The sequence below is a fragment of the Pseudomonas sp. 2hn genome, from assembly GCF_019646095.1.
Classification (GTDB): domain Bacteria; phylum Pseudomonadota; class Gammaproteobacteria; order Pseudomonadales; family Pseudomonadaceae; genus Aquipseudomonas; species Aquipseudomonas peradeniyensis.
Window position 1 is genome coordinate 1,711,833 of record NZ_CP081016.1, and the last position, 16,441, is coordinate 1,728,273.

The 16,441-nt window shown below is 60.3% G+C and carries 14 protein-coding genes; 8 read left to right on the top strand and 6 right to left on the bottom strand.

The features are described from left to right. Positions 1-10 precede the first annotated feature (10 nt). Complete coding sequence (locus K2O50_RS07950) at positions 11-436, top strand: hypothetical protein (RefSeq protein ID WP_050706639.1); 426 nt, start codon at positions 11-13, stop codon at positions 434-436. A 43-nt stretch (positions 437-479) separates the two neighbouring features. Here the strand turns inward: K2O50_RS07950 and K2O50_RS07955 are convergent, their stop codons facing one another. After that, complete coding sequence (locus K2O50_RS07955; RefSeq protein ID WP_156329662.1) at positions 480-1,262, bottom strand: hypothetical protein; 783 nt, start codon at positions 1,260-1,262, stop codon at positions 480-482. Positions 1,263-1,511: 249 nt separating this feature from the next. Here K2O50_RS07955 and K2O50_RS07960 point away from each other — a divergent pair, with 249 nt between their 5' ends. Together K2O50_RS07960 and K2O50_RS07965 are read left to right on the top strand one after the other, a co-directional pair. Continuing rightward, a complete protein-coding gene (locus tag K2O50_RS07960; protein ID WP_050706637.1) occupies positions 1,512-2,450 on the top strand; it encodes a 2-hydroxyacid dehydrogenase in 939 nt (312 codons plus the stop codon). A 297-nt stretch (positions 2,451-2,747) separates the two neighbouring features. Continuing rightward, positions 2,748-3,536 (top strand): PhzF family phenazine biosynthesis protein, encoded by a 789-nt coding sequence (locus tag K2O50_RS07965; RefSeq protein WP_050706636.1) that lies wholly within the window; start codon positions 2,748-2,750, stop codon positions 3,534-3,536. 71 nt (positions 3,537-3,607) lie between these two features. Here the strand turns inward: K2O50_RS07965 and K2O50_RS07970 are convergent, their stop codons facing one another. The 5 genes from K2O50_RS07970 to K2O50_RS07990 form a co-directional block, all read right to left on the bottom strand. Continuing rightward, positions 3,608-5,722 carry a hypothetical protein gene (locus tag K2O50_RS07970; protein ID WP_156329661.1) on the bottom strand — a complete coding sequence of 705 codons (2,115 nt, stop codon included), beginning with the start codon at positions 5,720-5,722 and terminating at the stop codon, positions 3,608-3,610. Between the two features lie 304 nt (positions 5,723-6,026). Then, positions 6,027-8,105, bottom strand: coding sequence for a hypothetical protein (locus K2O50_RS07975; RefSeq protein ID WP_050706634.1), 2,079 nt, complete (start codon positions 8,103-8,105; stop codon positions 6,027-6,029). A gap of 208 nt (positions 8,106-8,313) precedes the next feature. Then, complete coding sequence (locus K2O50_RS07980) at positions 8,314-10,539, bottom strand: autotransporter outer membrane beta-barrel domain-containing protein (protein ID WP_050706633.1); 2,226 nt, start codon at positions 10,537-10,539, stop codon at positions 8,314-8,316. 256 nt (positions 10,540-10,795) lie between these two features. Continuing rightward, positions 10,796-12,418, bottom strand: a complete 1,623-nt coding sequence (locus tag K2O50_RS07985; RefSeq protein ID WP_052896068.1) for a hypothetical protein — start codon at positions 12,416-12,418, stop codon at positions 10,796-10,798. Continuing rightward, positions 12,366-12,788: a hypothetical protein gene (locus K2O50_RS07990; protein ID WP_220689984.1), complete on the bottom strand. Its 423-nt coding sequence runs from the start codon at positions 12,786-12,788 to the stop codon at positions 12,366-12,368. Before K2O50_RS07990 ends, K2O50_RS07985 begins: the two co-directional genes overlap by 53 nt. Before the next feature lie 149 nt (positions 12,789-12,937). Here K2O50_RS07990 and K2O50_RS07995 point away from each other — a divergent pair, with 149 nt between their 5' ends. The 5 genes from K2O50_RS07995 to K2O50_RS08015 all read left to right on the top strand — a co-directional run bounded on the left by K2O50_RS07995 (position 12,938) and on the right by K2O50_RS08015 (position 16,390). After that, positions 12,938-13,351, top strand: coding sequence for a GFA family protein (locus tag K2O50_RS07995; RefSeq protein WP_050706630.1), 414 nt, complete (start codon positions 12,938-12,940; stop codon positions 13,349-13,351). Positions 13,352-13,424: 73 nt separating this feature from the next. Next, a complete protein-coding gene (locus K2O50_RS08000) occupies positions 13,425-13,763 on the top strand; it encodes an FKBP-type peptidyl-prolyl cis-trans isomerase (protein WP_050706629.1) in 339 nt (112 codons plus the stop codon). Positions 13,764-13,942: 179 nt separating this feature from the next. Beyond that, positions 13,943-14,188 (top strand): hypothetical protein, encoded by a 246-nt coding sequence (locus K2O50_RS08005; protein ID WP_156329660.1) that lies wholly within the window; start codon positions 13,943-13,945, stop codon positions 14,186-14,188. Positions 14,189-14,488: 300 nt separating this feature from the next. Beyond that, positions 14,489-15,151 (top strand): histidine phosphatase family protein, encoded by a 663-nt coding sequence (locus K2O50_RS08010; RefSeq protein ID WP_186732943.1) that lies wholly within the window; start codon positions 14,489-14,491, stop codon positions 15,149-15,151. 45 nt (positions 15,152-15,196) lie between these two features. Next, a complete protein-coding gene (locus K2O50_RS08015; RefSeq protein ID WP_050706626.1) occupies positions 15,197-16,390 on the top strand; it encodes a D-amino acid dehydrogenase in 1,194 nt (397 codons plus the stop codon). The last annotated feature ends 51 nt before the right edge of the window (positions 16,391-16,441 follow it).

Below are 16,441 nucleotides of genomic sequence, written 5' to 3' on the forward strand. Positions count from 1 at the left end.
GAGCAGCCCCATGAACAGCACCGTCCGCCTGACCCTGATTTCCCTGGCCCTGGGTCTTTCCGCGTGTACGGTGCATCAGCCCGGGGAGCGTGAGCCGTTGCCGCCGATCGAGACCACCCCGCCGCCGCACAAGGGGCCGGTGGTGAAGCCCCTGCCAGGTGGCCAGCCCGGCACCCAGCCGAGCAAGCCGGCGGCGATTCCCAAGCCGATGCCGCGTACCTCCGCCAGCTTCGCGCCACCGCCGGGGGGCGCCAGCCACTGGGACCCGAAGCTGGGGGTCTATGTGCTGGAGAAGCAGCCCAACACGTTCTACCGCCAGCGCACCTATTACCGCTGGAACAATGGCTGGAGCTGGTCGCTGAGCCCCAACGGGCCGTGGCAGGACACTGACAGCAGTGGCGTGCCGGGTGGGTTGGGCAGGGCGTTCGGCCAGTAGTCAGCGTACCAGCCGAATGTTTCGAGTCGTGTTGGCTTCGGCATCAACCATTGTCGCCAGGTATGTATTCGAAACGCGCCTCTTGCTGGAGGGTAGCGGGCAGGGTCATCTTGATCAGTGGCATGCGTGTGCCGGTCTTGTTCTGGAAGTTGTCACGATCTTTCCTGGCATTACCCAGTCCGGTCGAATCGACATAGAAGAATGCTTCGATCGGTAGCTCATTAGGGATGTTCTGTGGCCAGGTGGCAATGCGAAACTCGTTTGCCGTCTGGAACAGGTGATCCTGAATTGCGCCGGAGATGTTATGTACAAGCATGGCCTGCTTGAAGGCCGGGCCGGCGGCCTCATTGCGGTCGTCGCGGATATTGAAGCCGCATTGGCTTTCACGCGTCATCTGCGTCGCGAGGTAGTGGATATGCCAAGCCAGAGCGGCATCGATATTCTGTAGCTCGCAGGAGCGACTAACGCTGGGGTAGTCCTTGTGCTCACCACAGCCCGGTTTTTCCCTTTGGTCGGTGTCGGCGTCGATCGGGAAGTAGCACAGGATATTGAATGTCTGCTTGCCGAAAGGCGTATTGAGGACCGGATGGAAGATGAAGCCATTGTGCTGCCCTGGCACCATGTTCTTGAATTTGGCGTCTTTGCGCAGATAGGAGAATGAAACTCCCCCACTGGCCACCGAGTTAGGGCTGGGGTTCCACGAGTCGTACTCAGGTGAGTATCGGGTGGCTCTGAAAATCACGCCGCTGCAGAGGAAGGCCGGTTTGGAGTCCTCGCCACAGTCGGGCGGTGCATAGTTGTAGCGTTCGTTCAGGCGTGCGGCCACCAGGGCGCCATCCTGAGTCATTTGAGAGGGGCTGTTCGCGGTAGGTGGCGGGGTGGCGCAACCCGAGACCAGCAGGCAGGTCAGAACAAGTACTCTTAGGTTCATGTGAATGGCCCTGGAAGTTGTCAGTTGCGCAAGCATTGCAAGAACGCCCGAAGCCGGCACCTGGCAAAACTGCTAGTTTGCCGTGGGTGGTCCTGTAGGAACTGTCCGCGCATAATCCCCCTTCGCATTCAACCGGAGGGTGGCATGAGCAAGACAGTCCTGGTGCTGGTGGAAACCGTCGATGACTACCTGCCGCTATTGGAACGGGCCGGCTATCGCCTGATCCGCGCACCGTCGCCGAAGATGCGCGCCGACGCCATCGCCCGTCACGCCGGCGAAATCGACGCCGTGCTCACCCGTGGCCCGCTGGGCCTCACGGCGGATGAAATTGCCACACTGACCCGGTTGCGGATCATCTGCGTGATAGGCGCCGGCTACGAGCAGGTCGACCTGGCCGCCGCCGCTGCCCGTGGCATCACCGTCACCAATGGCGCCGGCGCCAATGCCTCCGCCGTGGCCGATCACGCCCTGGCCCTGCTGCTGGCCCTGTTACGCGACATCCACCGTGCCGACGCCAGCACCCGCCGTGGCGAATGGCAGCGGGTGATCAGCCCGTCGGTGAGCGGCAAACGCCTGGGCATCCTGGGGCTGGGCGCGGTGGGGTTGGCAATCGCCAAGCGTGCCAGCCTCGGCTTCGACATGCCCGTCAGCTATCACAGCCGCACTCCGCGCAACGATGTGCCCTACACCTGGTACGACAGCCCGCTGCACCTGGCCGATGCCGTGGATATCCTGGTCGTCGCCACCCCAGGCGGGTCCGGCACCCAGCACCTGGTCGACGCGCAGGTGCTCGACGCGCTGGGCGCCGAGGGATACCTGGTGAATATCGCCCGCGCCAGCGTGGTCGATACCCAGGCGCTGGTTGCCGCCTTGGCCCAGGGGCGGATTGCCGGCGCCGCACTCGACGTGTTCGATGATGAACCGGGCGTGCCCGATGCCCTCAAGGCCCTCGGCAATACCGTGCTCACCCCTCATGTCGCCGGCCAGTCGCCCGAGGCCGCCCGCGACACGGTCAGCCTGGTGTTGCGTAACCTGCAGGCGTTCTTTGCCGGCGATCCGGTGCTCACGCCGGTACGCGGATAGCCTGTACCCGTCACCGGAAAGCCAACTCCCACAGGTCATCTCTATTCCCTGTGGGAGATCGCCCAGCCCTCCGGGCTACGCTGTCGCGCAGGGAACAGAATTCCAGCGTGGGAGCGGGCTTGCCCCGCGATCACCGGCGTAGCCGGTGCCAAACGCCGCATCGCGGGGCAAGCCCGCTCCCACGCTGTCCCAGTCAAATCAAAGAGTTGTGTTTTGTTCCATGAGAGCCGGCTTGCCGGCGATGGGCTGCAGAGCAGCCCCAGTCAGCCCATAACTCTCACTTGAAGGAGTGCATGCATGCAACTCGAGATCTTCCAGGTCGATGCTTTTTCCGCCAAACCGTTCGGCGGCAACCCAGCGGCGGTGATCCCTTTGGAGAGCTGGCTACCCGATGCGCTGCTGCAGCGTATCGCCGAAGAAAACAATCTGTCCGAAACCGCCTATTTCGTTCGCAACGGTGAAAGCTACGACCTGCGCTGGTTCACCCCGACGGTCGAAGTTGATTTGTGCGGCCACGCCACCCTGGCGTCGGCCTGGGTGCTGTTCGAGCAGTTGGGCGAGCAGCGAGAGGTGCTGCGCTTCAACACCCGCAGCGGTGAACTGCGGGTCAGCCGCGGCGCCGAGGGCCTGCTGGCGATGGATTTCCCGGCCAAGCAGCCGCTGGCAGTGGAGATACCAGCGGGGTTGCTGGAGGCCCTGGGCTTGGCCAGTGCGCGAGGCCTGTATCGTACCGACGACTACATCGTGGTGATCGATGACCCGGCGGTGCTCGCGGCCTTGCAGCCCGATTTCGTGGCCTTGTCTCGCTTCGACGTGCGTGGCATCGCGGTGACGGCGCCGGGGGGAGGGTTCGATTTCGTCACACGTTGGTTCGGGCCGCGGGTCGGGGTCAATGAAGACCCTGTCACCGGCTCGGCGCATACCTCGTTGGTCCCTTACTGGGCTGAGCGGCTTGGGCTGGCACGGCTTCGTTGTGAGCAGGGTGGGACGCGCAAGGGGCAACTGGTCTGTGAGCTGCCGGGCAATGGTCGGGTAATCATCAGTGGCCATGCGGCTTTGTACTTGCGCGGTACGGTGACTCTGTAACGCAGAAGGCGTACCCCCCTGGAGGGGTACGCTGATGTCGCATCGTCTGCCATGAACCATGAGAGCAGGGATCAGGGTTTGGGCTTGGATTTAGACTTAGACTTGGTTTTAGTCTGATCCTTGCCCTTGCCCTTGCCCTTTTTCTTGTTTTTAGACTCAGCGTTTTCGCCGCGGGTGTCGACAATTACCAAGGGAGTCGTGGAATTTGATACAGACCCAAATTCATTTGTCGCGGTCCAGGTGACATGGATATGGCAAAAATCATTTGGGAACAACAGATGATGTGCAGGGATTTCGAACTCTGTTTCTTTGTCTTTATCGTCTTCACCAACGGGTTTCGAGAAGGTGTATTTGCTCCCTTCGATAGGCGTTTCGCTATCGTCGTGTGTATCATCAACGGCCTGGAACACCTCGACCGAAATAGTGGTACCCTTCTGCTTGTTCTTAAAGTACGGTGTAATGAATTTGACCCCCCGCTTGATCTCGTCCACTGTGATTCTGCCGTCGCCATTGAGAGGGATATATTCGCCATCCCCGAGGCTTCCTTCGCCCGGTAGTTCATCGTTTCCGTGCACCGTGATCGGTTGTTCATAGGACAGCGAAGTATTCTCCGCCCCTCCTGTGATCGCGCGGGTTACCATGAAGTAGAGCGGTTTTGAACCAGAGCCTTCCTGCGCGATCTGGGCGGCAGTCAGCGTAAATTGCAGATCGGCCGTACCGTCCGCTTCCTGTTCGGTGACAGTACGTACAGGAAACGCTATCGCACCATAAATGACCGAGACCTTGTCGCCCTCCTCCAAGACCTTCCTGGGTGGGAATGTTCGATCGTACAACGGTATGTAGATCGTGGCGTCCTGGTCGAATTCGTCACTGGGGATTTCATTGTATTGTTTGCTTGCGGTTTCCAGGTAGGGGGGGCGCAGGTTCGGATGCACCGGATCTTCCGGATCTGGATTTGGATCGCCGCCAACCTGAAACAAGTTGACCGCCACTGTGGTGATCGCAGAGGTGCCGGCAACAATATCGTTTCGAATAATGCGGTAGAACACGTCGATACTGGCGACCAGGTTGGCACCTGCCGTTGCCTGCTTCCAGGTATCGTAGAGGGCTGCATAAGAGGGATACAAAGTCTGCGGGTCGCCTTCTTCACCACGAGGGATAGCCACCAGTTCATGCACGGCGTTACCCCACACCAGTTCAATCATGTCACCCGGCTGGATAGCCGGCGGGCCAGGATGGGCGGGTACGACCAGCTGCAGAGGTGCGCGTGCTTCTGCATCGATGATGAGACCGTCATTGTGGGCAGCAATTTGCGGGGCGAGCAGGCCTGTCAGTTCACCCTTGAGGAGTACCTTCAGCCTCAGTGGGAGGGACACCATCGAAACATTGCCCGCCCGATCCGTGACTGTGTAGGTGAAATCGAGCGTACCGTCCCCCAAGGCCTCGATATCTGCCCGCAGGAAGCGCAGCGTCAATCCGTCCTGGGGACGACGACGCATGCTCCCCCGGGCTTTGCGTCGAGAACGTAACGTGCTGCTGATCGTCCCCTCGGTGATGTCGCCGGGCGCTATGCCGCCATAGCCGGCAACGGTGCATTCCAGGTATTGCTCGCCGTTGTCTTCCTTAAGCTTGTCCGAGGTCAGCCCGTTCTTTTTGATTAGCTCGTCAACTATCAACTCGGCCAGCAAGGGCTCGCCAGGCGCGGTCAGGTCGACAATGAAGGATTGTGGTGGGCCGCTCTCTGTTCCAGTGCCGGAGTATATGACTTTGTAGATGATCGTGTGGATGCCTTCCGTGCGAACAGAAGCAGGCAAGTCGATTTCAAAAGTGTCCCCAGGTTTTTTACCTTCGAACGTGACGGGCGGCTCCAATGGAACACCATCTACTACCAGTTGCACTTTATCCTTGACCGGGTCCTTGATCGTGGCAGGCACTGGAAATGTGAGCTTGAGCGTATCCTTCTCGACGCTTGCCAATAATAAATTGTCTGCAACGCCGGATGGCGGCAATTCCGCCAGGGTGTCCGCCGGGAACACCAAGGGATCAGGAAAACCCAGTATACTTGGTGACCGTTTGCGTTTTGCCTTGTAGACGATTGGGCACTTGCAACGCCCGGAGTAGGCAATGGATTGGCTTGGCACCTTGCCGGGTGTGTCCACGGCGATGCGAGAAGATCGTTTTGACATGGTTGCATTCCAGTGGCTGGGGGATTCACAGGGTTGCTGCCGTGCAATGTGCCCCGTCGGGCGTTGCCACGGCAGTTCTACTGGCTGTCCCGGTACCTGGCGCAGCCGATGTAATCACAAGGTCATGATCGGAAAAAAGCGCGCGCTTGTAACCTGACAGAATTGCCAGGTCGCCAGTGGCAAGCGGGCGTGCCCGATGAAGGAGGCAGGCAAGAAGTGCGCTTTTATCGCACGCGTTGTGGGAGGCCCCTCGGTATCGACCGAAGGGTTCCCGTGGACGGAGGGCTGGAATGCCGTGCGCGGTTCACCGCGTGCCGCGGGAGTCCACGATCAGCAGGGCGGTGGTGTCGTTCTCTACCGGTTTGCCATTCCTGATGACCCGCCAGGTGGAATGTATATGGCAGCGTTTGTTGGGAGCGAGCAGCTTGTCCGTTGGAAGGGGAAATGGGTACGCCTCGGTCCCTTCGCTAATATCGCGCACCGTATAGGAGCAGATGATTCTCGACTCTTCCAAGAACTCCTCATTACCCGTGTGTTCAATACCCTCTACTTGCACCAGGTTAATCTCAATCACGTCCTCTGGTCGCTTGTGCTTGTAGGCCGGCGTTACGAAATACACGATCTTGTCATCTTCGAAATCAGCCGGGATGATGCAGCAGGCGGACTTGAGGGGCGCGTACTCACCTTCTCCCAGATCGCCATCGCCAGGCAGTTGCTCATCCGCGTCAACGAGCACCGGTTGGACCGGCCCCTGTGACGTGTTGTAGGTCGGGCCTTGGACAGGGCGCTCCACCTCATAGACCACGGCCTGTGTACCTCCCGCTTGTTCTGCGATCAGGTCGGGCGTGAGGGCAAATTCGAGGTCAGCCTTCCTGCCGACGTCAGCGTCGCTGACGGTCCGGGGGGAAAACGCATAGGTACCGTATCTGAGCCGGACCACATCGCCCTTGATCAGCACCGGTGCCGTCGGTGAGTGCCGGTCGAACCATGGCACGAAGAGCCTGGCGTCCTTGTCGTAGTCATCCTTGGGAATGTAGTTGAGCTGCCCTGACCAGGACATCAGCACGGCTGGGCGCAGGTTCGGGTGGGTCGGTACCCCGGGTTCTGGATCGCCACCCACCTGGTGCAGGTTGATGTTCACGTCCAATCCTGCGGAGGTGCCGGCCACCATGCCTTCGCGAATGATCCGGTAGCGCACCGTGATGCGCGCGACTTTATCCCGCCCCTGCGATTGCGCCTTCCAGGTGTCGTAGAGGGCCGCATAGTCCGGGTAGATAGGCAGGCGGGCACCTTCCTCACCGTCGGGGTAGGGCAGCAGTTCGTGGTAGGCATCGCCCCAGATCAACTCGATGGCATCGCCTGGCAAAATACCTTTCTTGAGGCGTTTTTTCGGGATGCGTTTCGACTTTCTCTTCCGGGTGTTGATCGCATAGGCGGGGATGATCACCTCAAGCGGTTTGCGCGCTTCTTCATCATTGATGATGCCGTCAGCGCTGTCCGCCACTTCCGGCGCCAGCAGGCCCGTCAGTTCTCCCTCGAGCAGTACCTTGAGCGTCACGGGGCGCGAGGGGGGCGAAACATTGCCAGCGCGGTCGGTGATGGTGTAGGCGAAAGTTTTAAGGCCATCCCCTGCGCGTTCGATGTCCTCCCTCAGGAACCGCAGGATGATCTCGTCGCCAGGCCCGAATTCCTGCTCGACATCAGTTGTGCTGCCGAACCCGTCGAGGTCGGCGATCACGCCACGGATCCTGTCGCCAATTCCAAGACCGTTGTAGCCATTGAGGGTCGTTCTGAGATAGTGCTTGCCATTGTGGATTTCGAGGGTGGCCGAGGTGACCCCGCCATCGCGGATGGCGGGATCAACGTTCAACTCGGCCAGTGACGGCAGGCCAGGTGCTGTCAGATCGACCTTGAAGGATTGAAGGGGGCCGTCCTCCGACTGGTTGTTCGAGTAATGTATGCGGTACTGGATTGTATGAGTGCCTTCCTTGCGAGCGCTGGCGGGCAGCTCGATGGAAAAGATGTCCCCCGCCTTGTAGCCCTCGAAGGTGATCGGGATGCTGAACGCGCTCCCGTCCACGAGAAGCAGTACGGCATCCTGGGTTGGGTCGACAACTTTCGCCGGGATCCTGAACCGTAGCGTGATGGGGTAGTTCCTGAAGGCTGTCAGCAACAGGTTGTCTGGCTCGACACCCGGGAGAGGCGGAGCGAGCGCATCCTTGGGAAACACCAGTTTCTCATCAAAGCCCCACTTGGCGATATTGCGACTAGGTTTGCGGACCGCCTTGTAGGTGCGCCGGCTATGGCAACCACATTGCGAGGCAATGGACTTGGCCGGCAGGGGGGCAGGCCTATACTCGGCGATGAAGTAACGTTCGGACATGGTTGTTTTCCTGTGCTGTCAGGGCTTCAGGTTTGGGGCAGGCGGTGACGGGCCTTGGCAGTGCTTCAAGTCGTTTCGATACCGGGTACGGTGCAAACGAACGCAGGTTCATAGTCGGGAAAAAGCGCGAACTTGTAAGCTGACAGAATTACTAGGTCGCGCTGGCGGGAGGGGTATGCGTCGGTTTGGCCGACGCATGCTCAGGCGGTCAGAACGACAGGCGCAAGGCCAGGGAGGCCGCAGTATCGGAGAAGTCGTTGCTGCCCACTTGCTGGGCCAGCGACGCGCTGATGGTCAGATCACGGTTGATGCGGCCTTCCGCGCCGACCTTGAATTCGGCGATATTGCGGGTGCCGGCCTGGGTCACACTGACGCCGTCGAGGCTGACGCCAGCCTGGCGGCTGTTGTGGATCCAGTTGGTTTCGACAAAGGGCTTGAAGCTGTCGACCAGGGTGTCATCGCCGGTGTAGTTCAGCTTGAGCGAGGCGCGGGCGCCGACACTGACGCTCAGGGTATCGCTGCCCTGGGTGGAGACGACGGTGCCGTTGTCTTCACGGTGATCGTCCGGCGTCACGCCCGACCAGACCACCCTGGCCTTGGGTTGCAGGAACCAGGCATCGCCGTCGTCGAAGCGGTCGCTGAACACATAGCCGGCCTCCAGCGAGGTGGAAACGCCCTTGGCACTGTAGCGCTCGGTGGCCACGTCGTCGCCGGAGACCTGGGCGTCGAACCAGCTGTACTGCAGCACGGCATCGGTGTACAGGCCCTGTTCGCTGTTGCCGTTGGCGTACCAGGTGCCGTAGACACCGGTGGTGTAGCCCTTGACCTGGCTGCTGGCGGAGTGGTTGGTCAGCTGCGAGGTGCTGTTGCCATGGCTGTTGCCGTAGCCGGCAAAGACCCCCGTGCGCCAGGCGCCGCCGGCACGAGTGGAGCCGCCAGCGAGGTCGGCGCCGAACAGCGTGGCGTTGCGGCTGACATGGGTGTTGAGTTGCCCGCTGCTGTCGGTGCTGCGCTGGTGTCCATCGCTGTGCTTCATCCACAGGTTGGTCGAACGGCCATCGGCCGCCAGGGTGTCGGCACGTTCGGTGTCGCCGCCACGCTGGCCGACACTGGCATCGAACAAGGTGCTCATGGCGTACAGGTTGGCCGCGTAGGCGCCGCCTTCGGGGCGTACGATCAGGATCGGCGCGTCAGGGTTGCCGGGATCGATCAGTTCATTTCGCAGGTACCAGTTGCCGTAGTTGTCGCCTTCACCTCGTACCAGTTGATAGTCGTAGGCTCCGGCAACGATACGACCTGCCTGAGTGAATTCCCCGTTGGAGGCGCCGCCGACGGTGATCAGTTCGATACCGTTCAAGGTCTTGGCACCAGATCCGCCGAGGTTGTTGACGCTGACCGACGTGGTGCCGCTGGTATCGCCTTCGATGATCAACCTGTCGGTTACCGAGGCATCGCCCTCCAGCTTGGCGTTGAATTCTATGCTGCCGCCATCGCCGACGTAGTCGCCGTGCACGGTCAGAATCCGGCCGGCTTTGTCGCCTTCCCTGTCGTTTTGAAAGGTGATCCTGCCACTGTTGGTGAGCAGTTCGTCGATGGAGGAGTCAGCAGTGACGATCCATTGCCCGGAACCGCCGACATCGAGCTGGTCCACGCCCTGCATCGCGCCACGCAAGATGGCGTTTTCACCGAGCGCCACATGGGTCGTGGCGGTGTCGGCAGAGATGATATCGCCTTCGATTTCACTGGTCTTGATGGTCAGGAACACGCTGGCGTCGTCTTCCACCTCGAGCAGGTTGCCGTTCCCTGCTTCCACCACGGTGCCATCGCTAAGGTTGATATGGGCTATCGGGGCGATAGGTTCCGAGTCGAAGGCCTTGCCGACATGGATCGCGCTGCCGGTGGTCGAGATCAGCGTGCTGTTGGCGATGTTCAGGGTGGCTTCTTGATTACCGGGGTTATCACCTCGGCTGTCCGAGCTGATGGCAATGGCGTGGAGGTCGCCCTCGAGCTTCGATTCGTCGCCGATGGTGCTGGTGCCGCCGTACATCTGCAGTGCGACGCCAGACAAAGCGCTGGTGCCATCACTGGTGGCGATCACATGGGTGCGCTCCAGGGTGACGTTGCTGTCGTTGTTGATAATCGCGCGCCCGGCGGCCCTGATGGTGGCGCCCGTGGCGTTAAGGTTACCGCCTTGGGTCAGTGAGATCGCCACGCCCGATGACGAATCCGAGGCATCGGCCTGGCTGCCGGCGTTCATGTTCAGGGTGGCGCCATTGCTCACCTGCCAGGACTCCACAGGGCTGCCGGCCTCGAGAGTGGCCTGTTCACTGCGCCCTTCAAGGACACCTGCGGTGGCCAGGGGCGTGCAGCCGAGCAGCAGGGCACAGGCGAATCGATATGGCCGGCGGGCACGCAAGCACAGGTCTTTTTTCATCGTAGACTCCGACGCGAATAAGTAAGTGGGACAAGCATTCGGGGAGCGCTGAAGAGTGCGGGAAGAAGTGAACTGAGGCTGTAGGAATAGCCTGAGCATGCTGTGGGAAAAGGTGAACATGGGCGTCACTTCCTGGCTCATGCGTGCGGGTAGCTTGAGCCAAGGGTGATGGGAAGTAACCTGACAAAAATGCTAGTTCTCGTGCCTCGGTAGCGTGGCAGGGAGAGCCAGGGCCGGATAGGGCCCTGGTGGTAGTTCAGAGCTGAATGAGCCCGGGAGGTGAGTAGAGGAAGGTTGTATCCTTGTCGCGCCGGATACCGTAGTTGAACAAGACGGCGCCGCCTCGGTTTTCTTCTATCCAGGAGTCTAGCGCCAGAATTTTAGCTTTTTTAGGTTCATCAAATTGGCGATATCCAATAGAGCGCTTTGCCACTCGGCCATTAATTATGAGGTTAACCTTGTCGCTATCTTCCCAGTCTGGGAACTCGATTTCGGCAGTATACTTGTCACCATCAGGGATGATTTTGATGGCCGGAGTTTCCACCGCTTGAGGCTCAATGGCCACTTCGCGTGGTGTGGAAGCTATGCCATTTACAAAGCTGGTCACGGAGACCTCGCTCGAGTAGCCCCCCATCGCCAGCGAGTCCGGCAACAAGAAATTCAGGGTCTCCCTCGAACGGACTATTTTCTCCTCGCTGCGCCATTCAACAACGCCCGTTGCCTTCCACACGACAGTGACCTTTTGTCCAGCTCGCATACCGGGGTAAGGCTCCACATCGACCTTGAGATGCTGATCGGGCAGCACATCGCGTAGGTAATCCAGCTTGTCGTTCTTGGCTTGGGGAAGCGTGGGGGCTGCTATGACGGTGTGGATGACCAGCCGGAAAGTACTTTTCGACAGATGTTGACCGTCGACGTGGTAGGCGACACGGATCGAACCTTTCACCAATGCTTTTACGAAGTCATTGGGAATCTTGAACAACATGTCTTCAACCGGAGAGCCGGCGTTCTGTGGGTCACTTGTAGAAGTCATGTCTTCGCCGTCGGCGTTGCGACCGTATGCCTCAACGACGACAGCTTGTCCTGGCTGCAGATTCTCATTCGCAGGCACCACCACCACTAGGTCAGCGGTCAACAGGTACCTCATGTCGATCTCTTGGTCTTCATGACCGTCGACAAGAACGCGCGGCGCGCCAGGTTGTTCGGGATAGTCGAAGTCCACGTCCACCGTCGTGGGCGGGGCCAGGAGCGAGTAATTGCCTGCATCGTCGGTAATGCTGTAGGTCAGCGAAGTTCTGCCGCCAGGGATCTTGGATCGCAAGTCGTCGAGGACGATCACCGTGTCATTATAAATATCATCAATTCGGATACTGTGTTCGAAACCGGACCAATGTATTGTCAACGTGTCGTATCCGGATTGGTAAGTCCATTTGGGGACCGTTATGGTGACCTTCTCGGTGTCCCCTGCCAACCACTCAGGGACGATCGACGCTTTTTCCAGCTTGTAGTTTTCCTCTGGGAGCGGCAGGGCTTTATCAGGGTCTCCGGGGATCGTGGTCTTTATGAAGAGCTCAGTTTCATCCGAGGGGAACTCTATGCCACCTGGGAAACTTATGAACTTGTACCAGAGGCCATACAAGCCTTCGTTTGTATTTATAAAGTGTTCCGCAGTAGGTTCTAGCACTATGACGCCGGTCTCGTCTTTTTTGACGAATCGACTGTATATCATGGTGTCGTCCAGAAATAGCTGAATGTCATCGCCATCCGCTACGTCGAGGTATGGGCCAACACGCGTTTCAAGAATCTTCTTTGGGTTGTGCAACAAGTCATAGTAGCCGAGACCACCATTCCCATGGCCATCGTCGTCGGCATCCGTCATTTTCGGAGGCATCAGGTTGGCGGAGGGAGTGGGGCCGGTGCAGGTACCAGTTGTGCTGGTTGTAGTTGTGGTTGTAGTTGTGGTTGTGGTTGAGTTTGTAGTTGTAGTTGTAGTTGTAGTTGTAGTTGTAGTTGTAGTTGTAGTTGTAGTTGTAGTTGTGGTTGTAGTTGTAGTTGTAGTTGTGGTCGCGGGTGTGGGCGTCGTTGTCGTTGTAGGGGGTGTGGTAGCGCTGGTTTTCGCGGGCATATTGGACGTGCTGCTCATAGGTGCTTCTCCTGGCCGGCGCGGGGGACAGGCATTGCCGGAGCTCCCAAGTTAGGAATTGTACTGATGTGCAACAACTGGCAAAAATGCTAGGTCGAGTGGGCATGGGCGCGCCTGGATTATCCAGGGTACGGCCATGCACACTTGCCTACGAGCGCCTGGCCAGGATGCTGGGCTGAGTCAGGGCGATACCGGAGATGCCTGGAGCCTGCGCCTATACTGCAACTCCCCGGAACAACCGCAAGGAGCCCCAAGATGCCCGTGGAAAAACAAGGCAGCTGCCTGTGTGGCGCAATCCGCCTGAGCGCAACAATCGACAATACCCATGTCAGCGCCTGCCATTGCAGCATGTGCCGCAAATGGACCGGCGGCCCGCTGCTGGCGGTCCATTGCACCGAGCCCCCGAAGTTCCAGGGCCCAACCCCGAGCGCCTATGATTCCTCCCCCTGGGCCCAGCGCGGCTTCTGCGGCCAGTGCGGCACGCACCTGTTCTACCGCTTGAAAGAGAGCAACCTCTACGTCGTGCCGGTCGGCCTGCTGGACGGCACGGAAAACTGGACCTTCACCGAGCAGATCTTCATCGACGAAAAGCCCGCCTGGTACTGCTTCAAGAACGAGACCAAGAACCTCACCGGCCAACAGATCTTCGACCAGTTCGCCCCGTCCTGAGCCGACCCGCCTTGCCAAACCCGCATATTCCTGAGAAAAGGGCGCCCATCAAAACCGTCTCGAGGAACCTGCCATGAGCAGTGAGCTGCAAGTCATCGATCTACAGGAAGGCGACGGCAAGGCCGTGGTCAAGGGCGCGTTGATCACCACCCAGTACCGCGGCACCCTGGCCGACGGCAGCGAGTTCGATTCGTCCTGGTCGCGCGGCAAGCCGTTCCAGTGCGTGATCGGCACCGGCCGGGTGATCAAGGGTTGGGACCAGGGCCTGATGGGCATGCGCGTGGGCGGCAAGCGCAAGCTGCTGGTGCCGGCGCACCTGGGCTATGGCGAGCGTTCGGTCGGGTCGATTCCAGCGAATTCGGACCTCACCTTCGAGATCGAGTTGCTGGAGGTGCTGACCCGGGACGATTGAGGGGCGCGATGGCGGGGAGTCGGGTGATGAAACCTTGCGCTGGGGTATTAACTGCCTGATCTGGGAAATTTCCCACGTGCTTGTCAGGCGTTGGCTGGCATATGGAGTGGTATTTCCGCAGGTATCGTCTCAGGTTCTCCTGGCTCTTTGTCCAGAGCCTAACTACCCGAGAGTCACTGATGTACGAGGATCCTGTTCAGATCGCCCTGTCGCTGTTCATAGGCTTTGCGATTGATCGCTGGCTGAGGTCACCCCGGCTGCGTACCTGGGTTGGCGTGAGTCTTCTCACTACGGGGGGGCTCGGTATGCTGTTCTTGCACCGTGAAACGCTCAATGGTGCTGATGTGGTGCTGTGGAAGTCTTTCGCTATCGTGCTGGGTGTATGCCTGATTGTATTCAGCGACCGCTACAAGGATGCGACGTGACGTTGCTCTCTCAACACTTTGACTCAAGCATTCGGGGCTCACCGGTCCTGCGATAGACCGAAACTGTGCTGACCCGCGACGATTGAGCCACGAGCAATAATTCAGCAACACACAGGCGTTAACGTGGCCTATGTCCATGGAACGGCATGTGCGCCCAGGGAGGAACCAAACGGGTCGAGGGCACTCTGACCCTCACTCGCTGCCACGGAAGGGATTCACGACAAGGACGACCAGCAGCCAAGGCTGCAGGACCATGTGGCGGGGCAACCCAGTACCGCTTGCCACAAGAGTTCATCCCAGATGAAGCTGCCCACCTTCCTTCGCCGTCGTCGTCACCTGTTGTTGAGCCTGACGCTCGCTGCTGCGGCCGTGCCGTTGGCCTTGGCTGTGGTCGAGAGTCGCGCGCAACCCGTGGATGGCACCCAGACCCTGGTCTTCCTGCGCCATGCCGAGAAACCCGGGGAGGGGTTGGGACAGCTGAACTGCCAGGGACTCAACCGCGCCCTGGACCTCGCCACCTTGCTGCCCGAGCGCTTCGGCAAGGCTGACTACGTATTCGCCGCCAACCCTTCGCGGGGTGTCGAGGAAGGTAGCCAGGATGAGCGCTACAGCTATATCCGCCCGCTGATGACCATCAGCCCCAGCGCCATCCGCCTCGGCTTGCCGGTGAACATCGACTATGGCGCCAACGACACCGACGATCTGGCTGACGAATTGCTCAGTAGCAAGTACCGCAATGCGACGGTCTACACCGCCTGGTCACGCGGCTATCTTCCGGAACTGATCAACACCGTGGCCGGCAAGGCCCTGGGCGAGGAGCGGGTGCTCACCGAAGACTGGCATCGCGACGATTTCGACACCTTGTACGTGCTCACGCTGACCTGGCGCGATGGCAAGGCGACCCTGCTCAGCCGCAACGTGCGCCAGGGGCTCGATCACGGCGAGTCTGGCTGCCCGACCTGACCTGCTGTTACTGTCTGGCCATCAGGCCGGGACGGGAATGGACGCATGAACCAGCGGGTGACAGTGATCGGCGGCGGGGTGGTCGGCCTGGCGACGGCTTATGCGCTGGTGCGCGACGGCTGGCAGGTCGACCTGGTCGAGGCCCGCGACAGCCTGGCCAGCGCCACCAGCTTCGCCAACGGTGGGCAGCTTTCGTATCGCTATGTGGCGCCGCTGGCCGATGCCGGTGTGCCGTGGCAGGCGCTTGGCTGGTTGCTGCAGGGGGACTCGCCGTTGCGCCTTCGGTTGCGTCTGGACCCTGCACAGTGGCGTTGGCTGGCGGCTTTCGTCATGGCCTGCCGCACCTCCGTCAATCGCCGTAATGCCGCTCGGCTGCTGAGTCTGGCGCTCGAAAGCCAGGCGGCTTTGCAGCGCTGGCGCGAGCAGGACGGCCTCGATGATTTCGCCTGGCGGCGCAATGGCAAGCTGGTCGCATTCCGTACCCAGCGTGCATTCGACCACGGGCGCCAACACCTGCTTGATCCCCAAAGCCAGCGAACACTGGATGCTGCCGAACTGCGTAGACTCGACCCGGCACTGGCAGATGCACCTTTCGTTGGCGGCGTGTTCACTCCGGGCGAGGAAGTCGCCGATTGCCACCGTTTCTGCCTGCGCCTGGCCGAGTGCCTGGAGGCATCCGGGCAATGCAGATTGCTGTTGGGGCGGCCGGTGACACGGCTGATAGCGCACGATGATCAGGTGCTGGCCCTTGAGATGGGCAATGAGCGGCTGGAAGTACAGCGCCTGGTGCTAAGTACCGGGCACCGTAGCGCCGGCCTGGCATTGCCGGGCTTGAATTTGCCGGTCTATCCCTTGAAAGGTTACAGCCTGACCGCGCCGATTGGCGCCGCGCATCGGGCGCCCGAGGTGAGCATCACCGACTACGAACGCAAGATCGTCTATGCCCGGCTGGAGGATCACCTGCGTGTGGCGGCGATGGTGGATATCGTCGGCTACGACGAGTCGGTGGATGCCGGCAGGCTCGCGAGCATGCGACGGCTGGCGCGCGAGACCCTGCCGGAGGCCGCTGATTACGGGCAGGCGGTGGAGTGGGCTGGGATGCGGCCGGCTACGCCGACCGGGGTGCCGATCATCGAGGCCACACGGTATCGCAACCTGTGGCTGAATCTGGGGCATGGGGCCTTGGGGTTTACCCTTGCCTGTGGCAGTGGCGAGCGACTGGCGAAGTTACTGCGCTGACTGTGCGGATCTGATCGCGGGGCAAGCCCGCTCCCACGAAGGTGTGGGTGC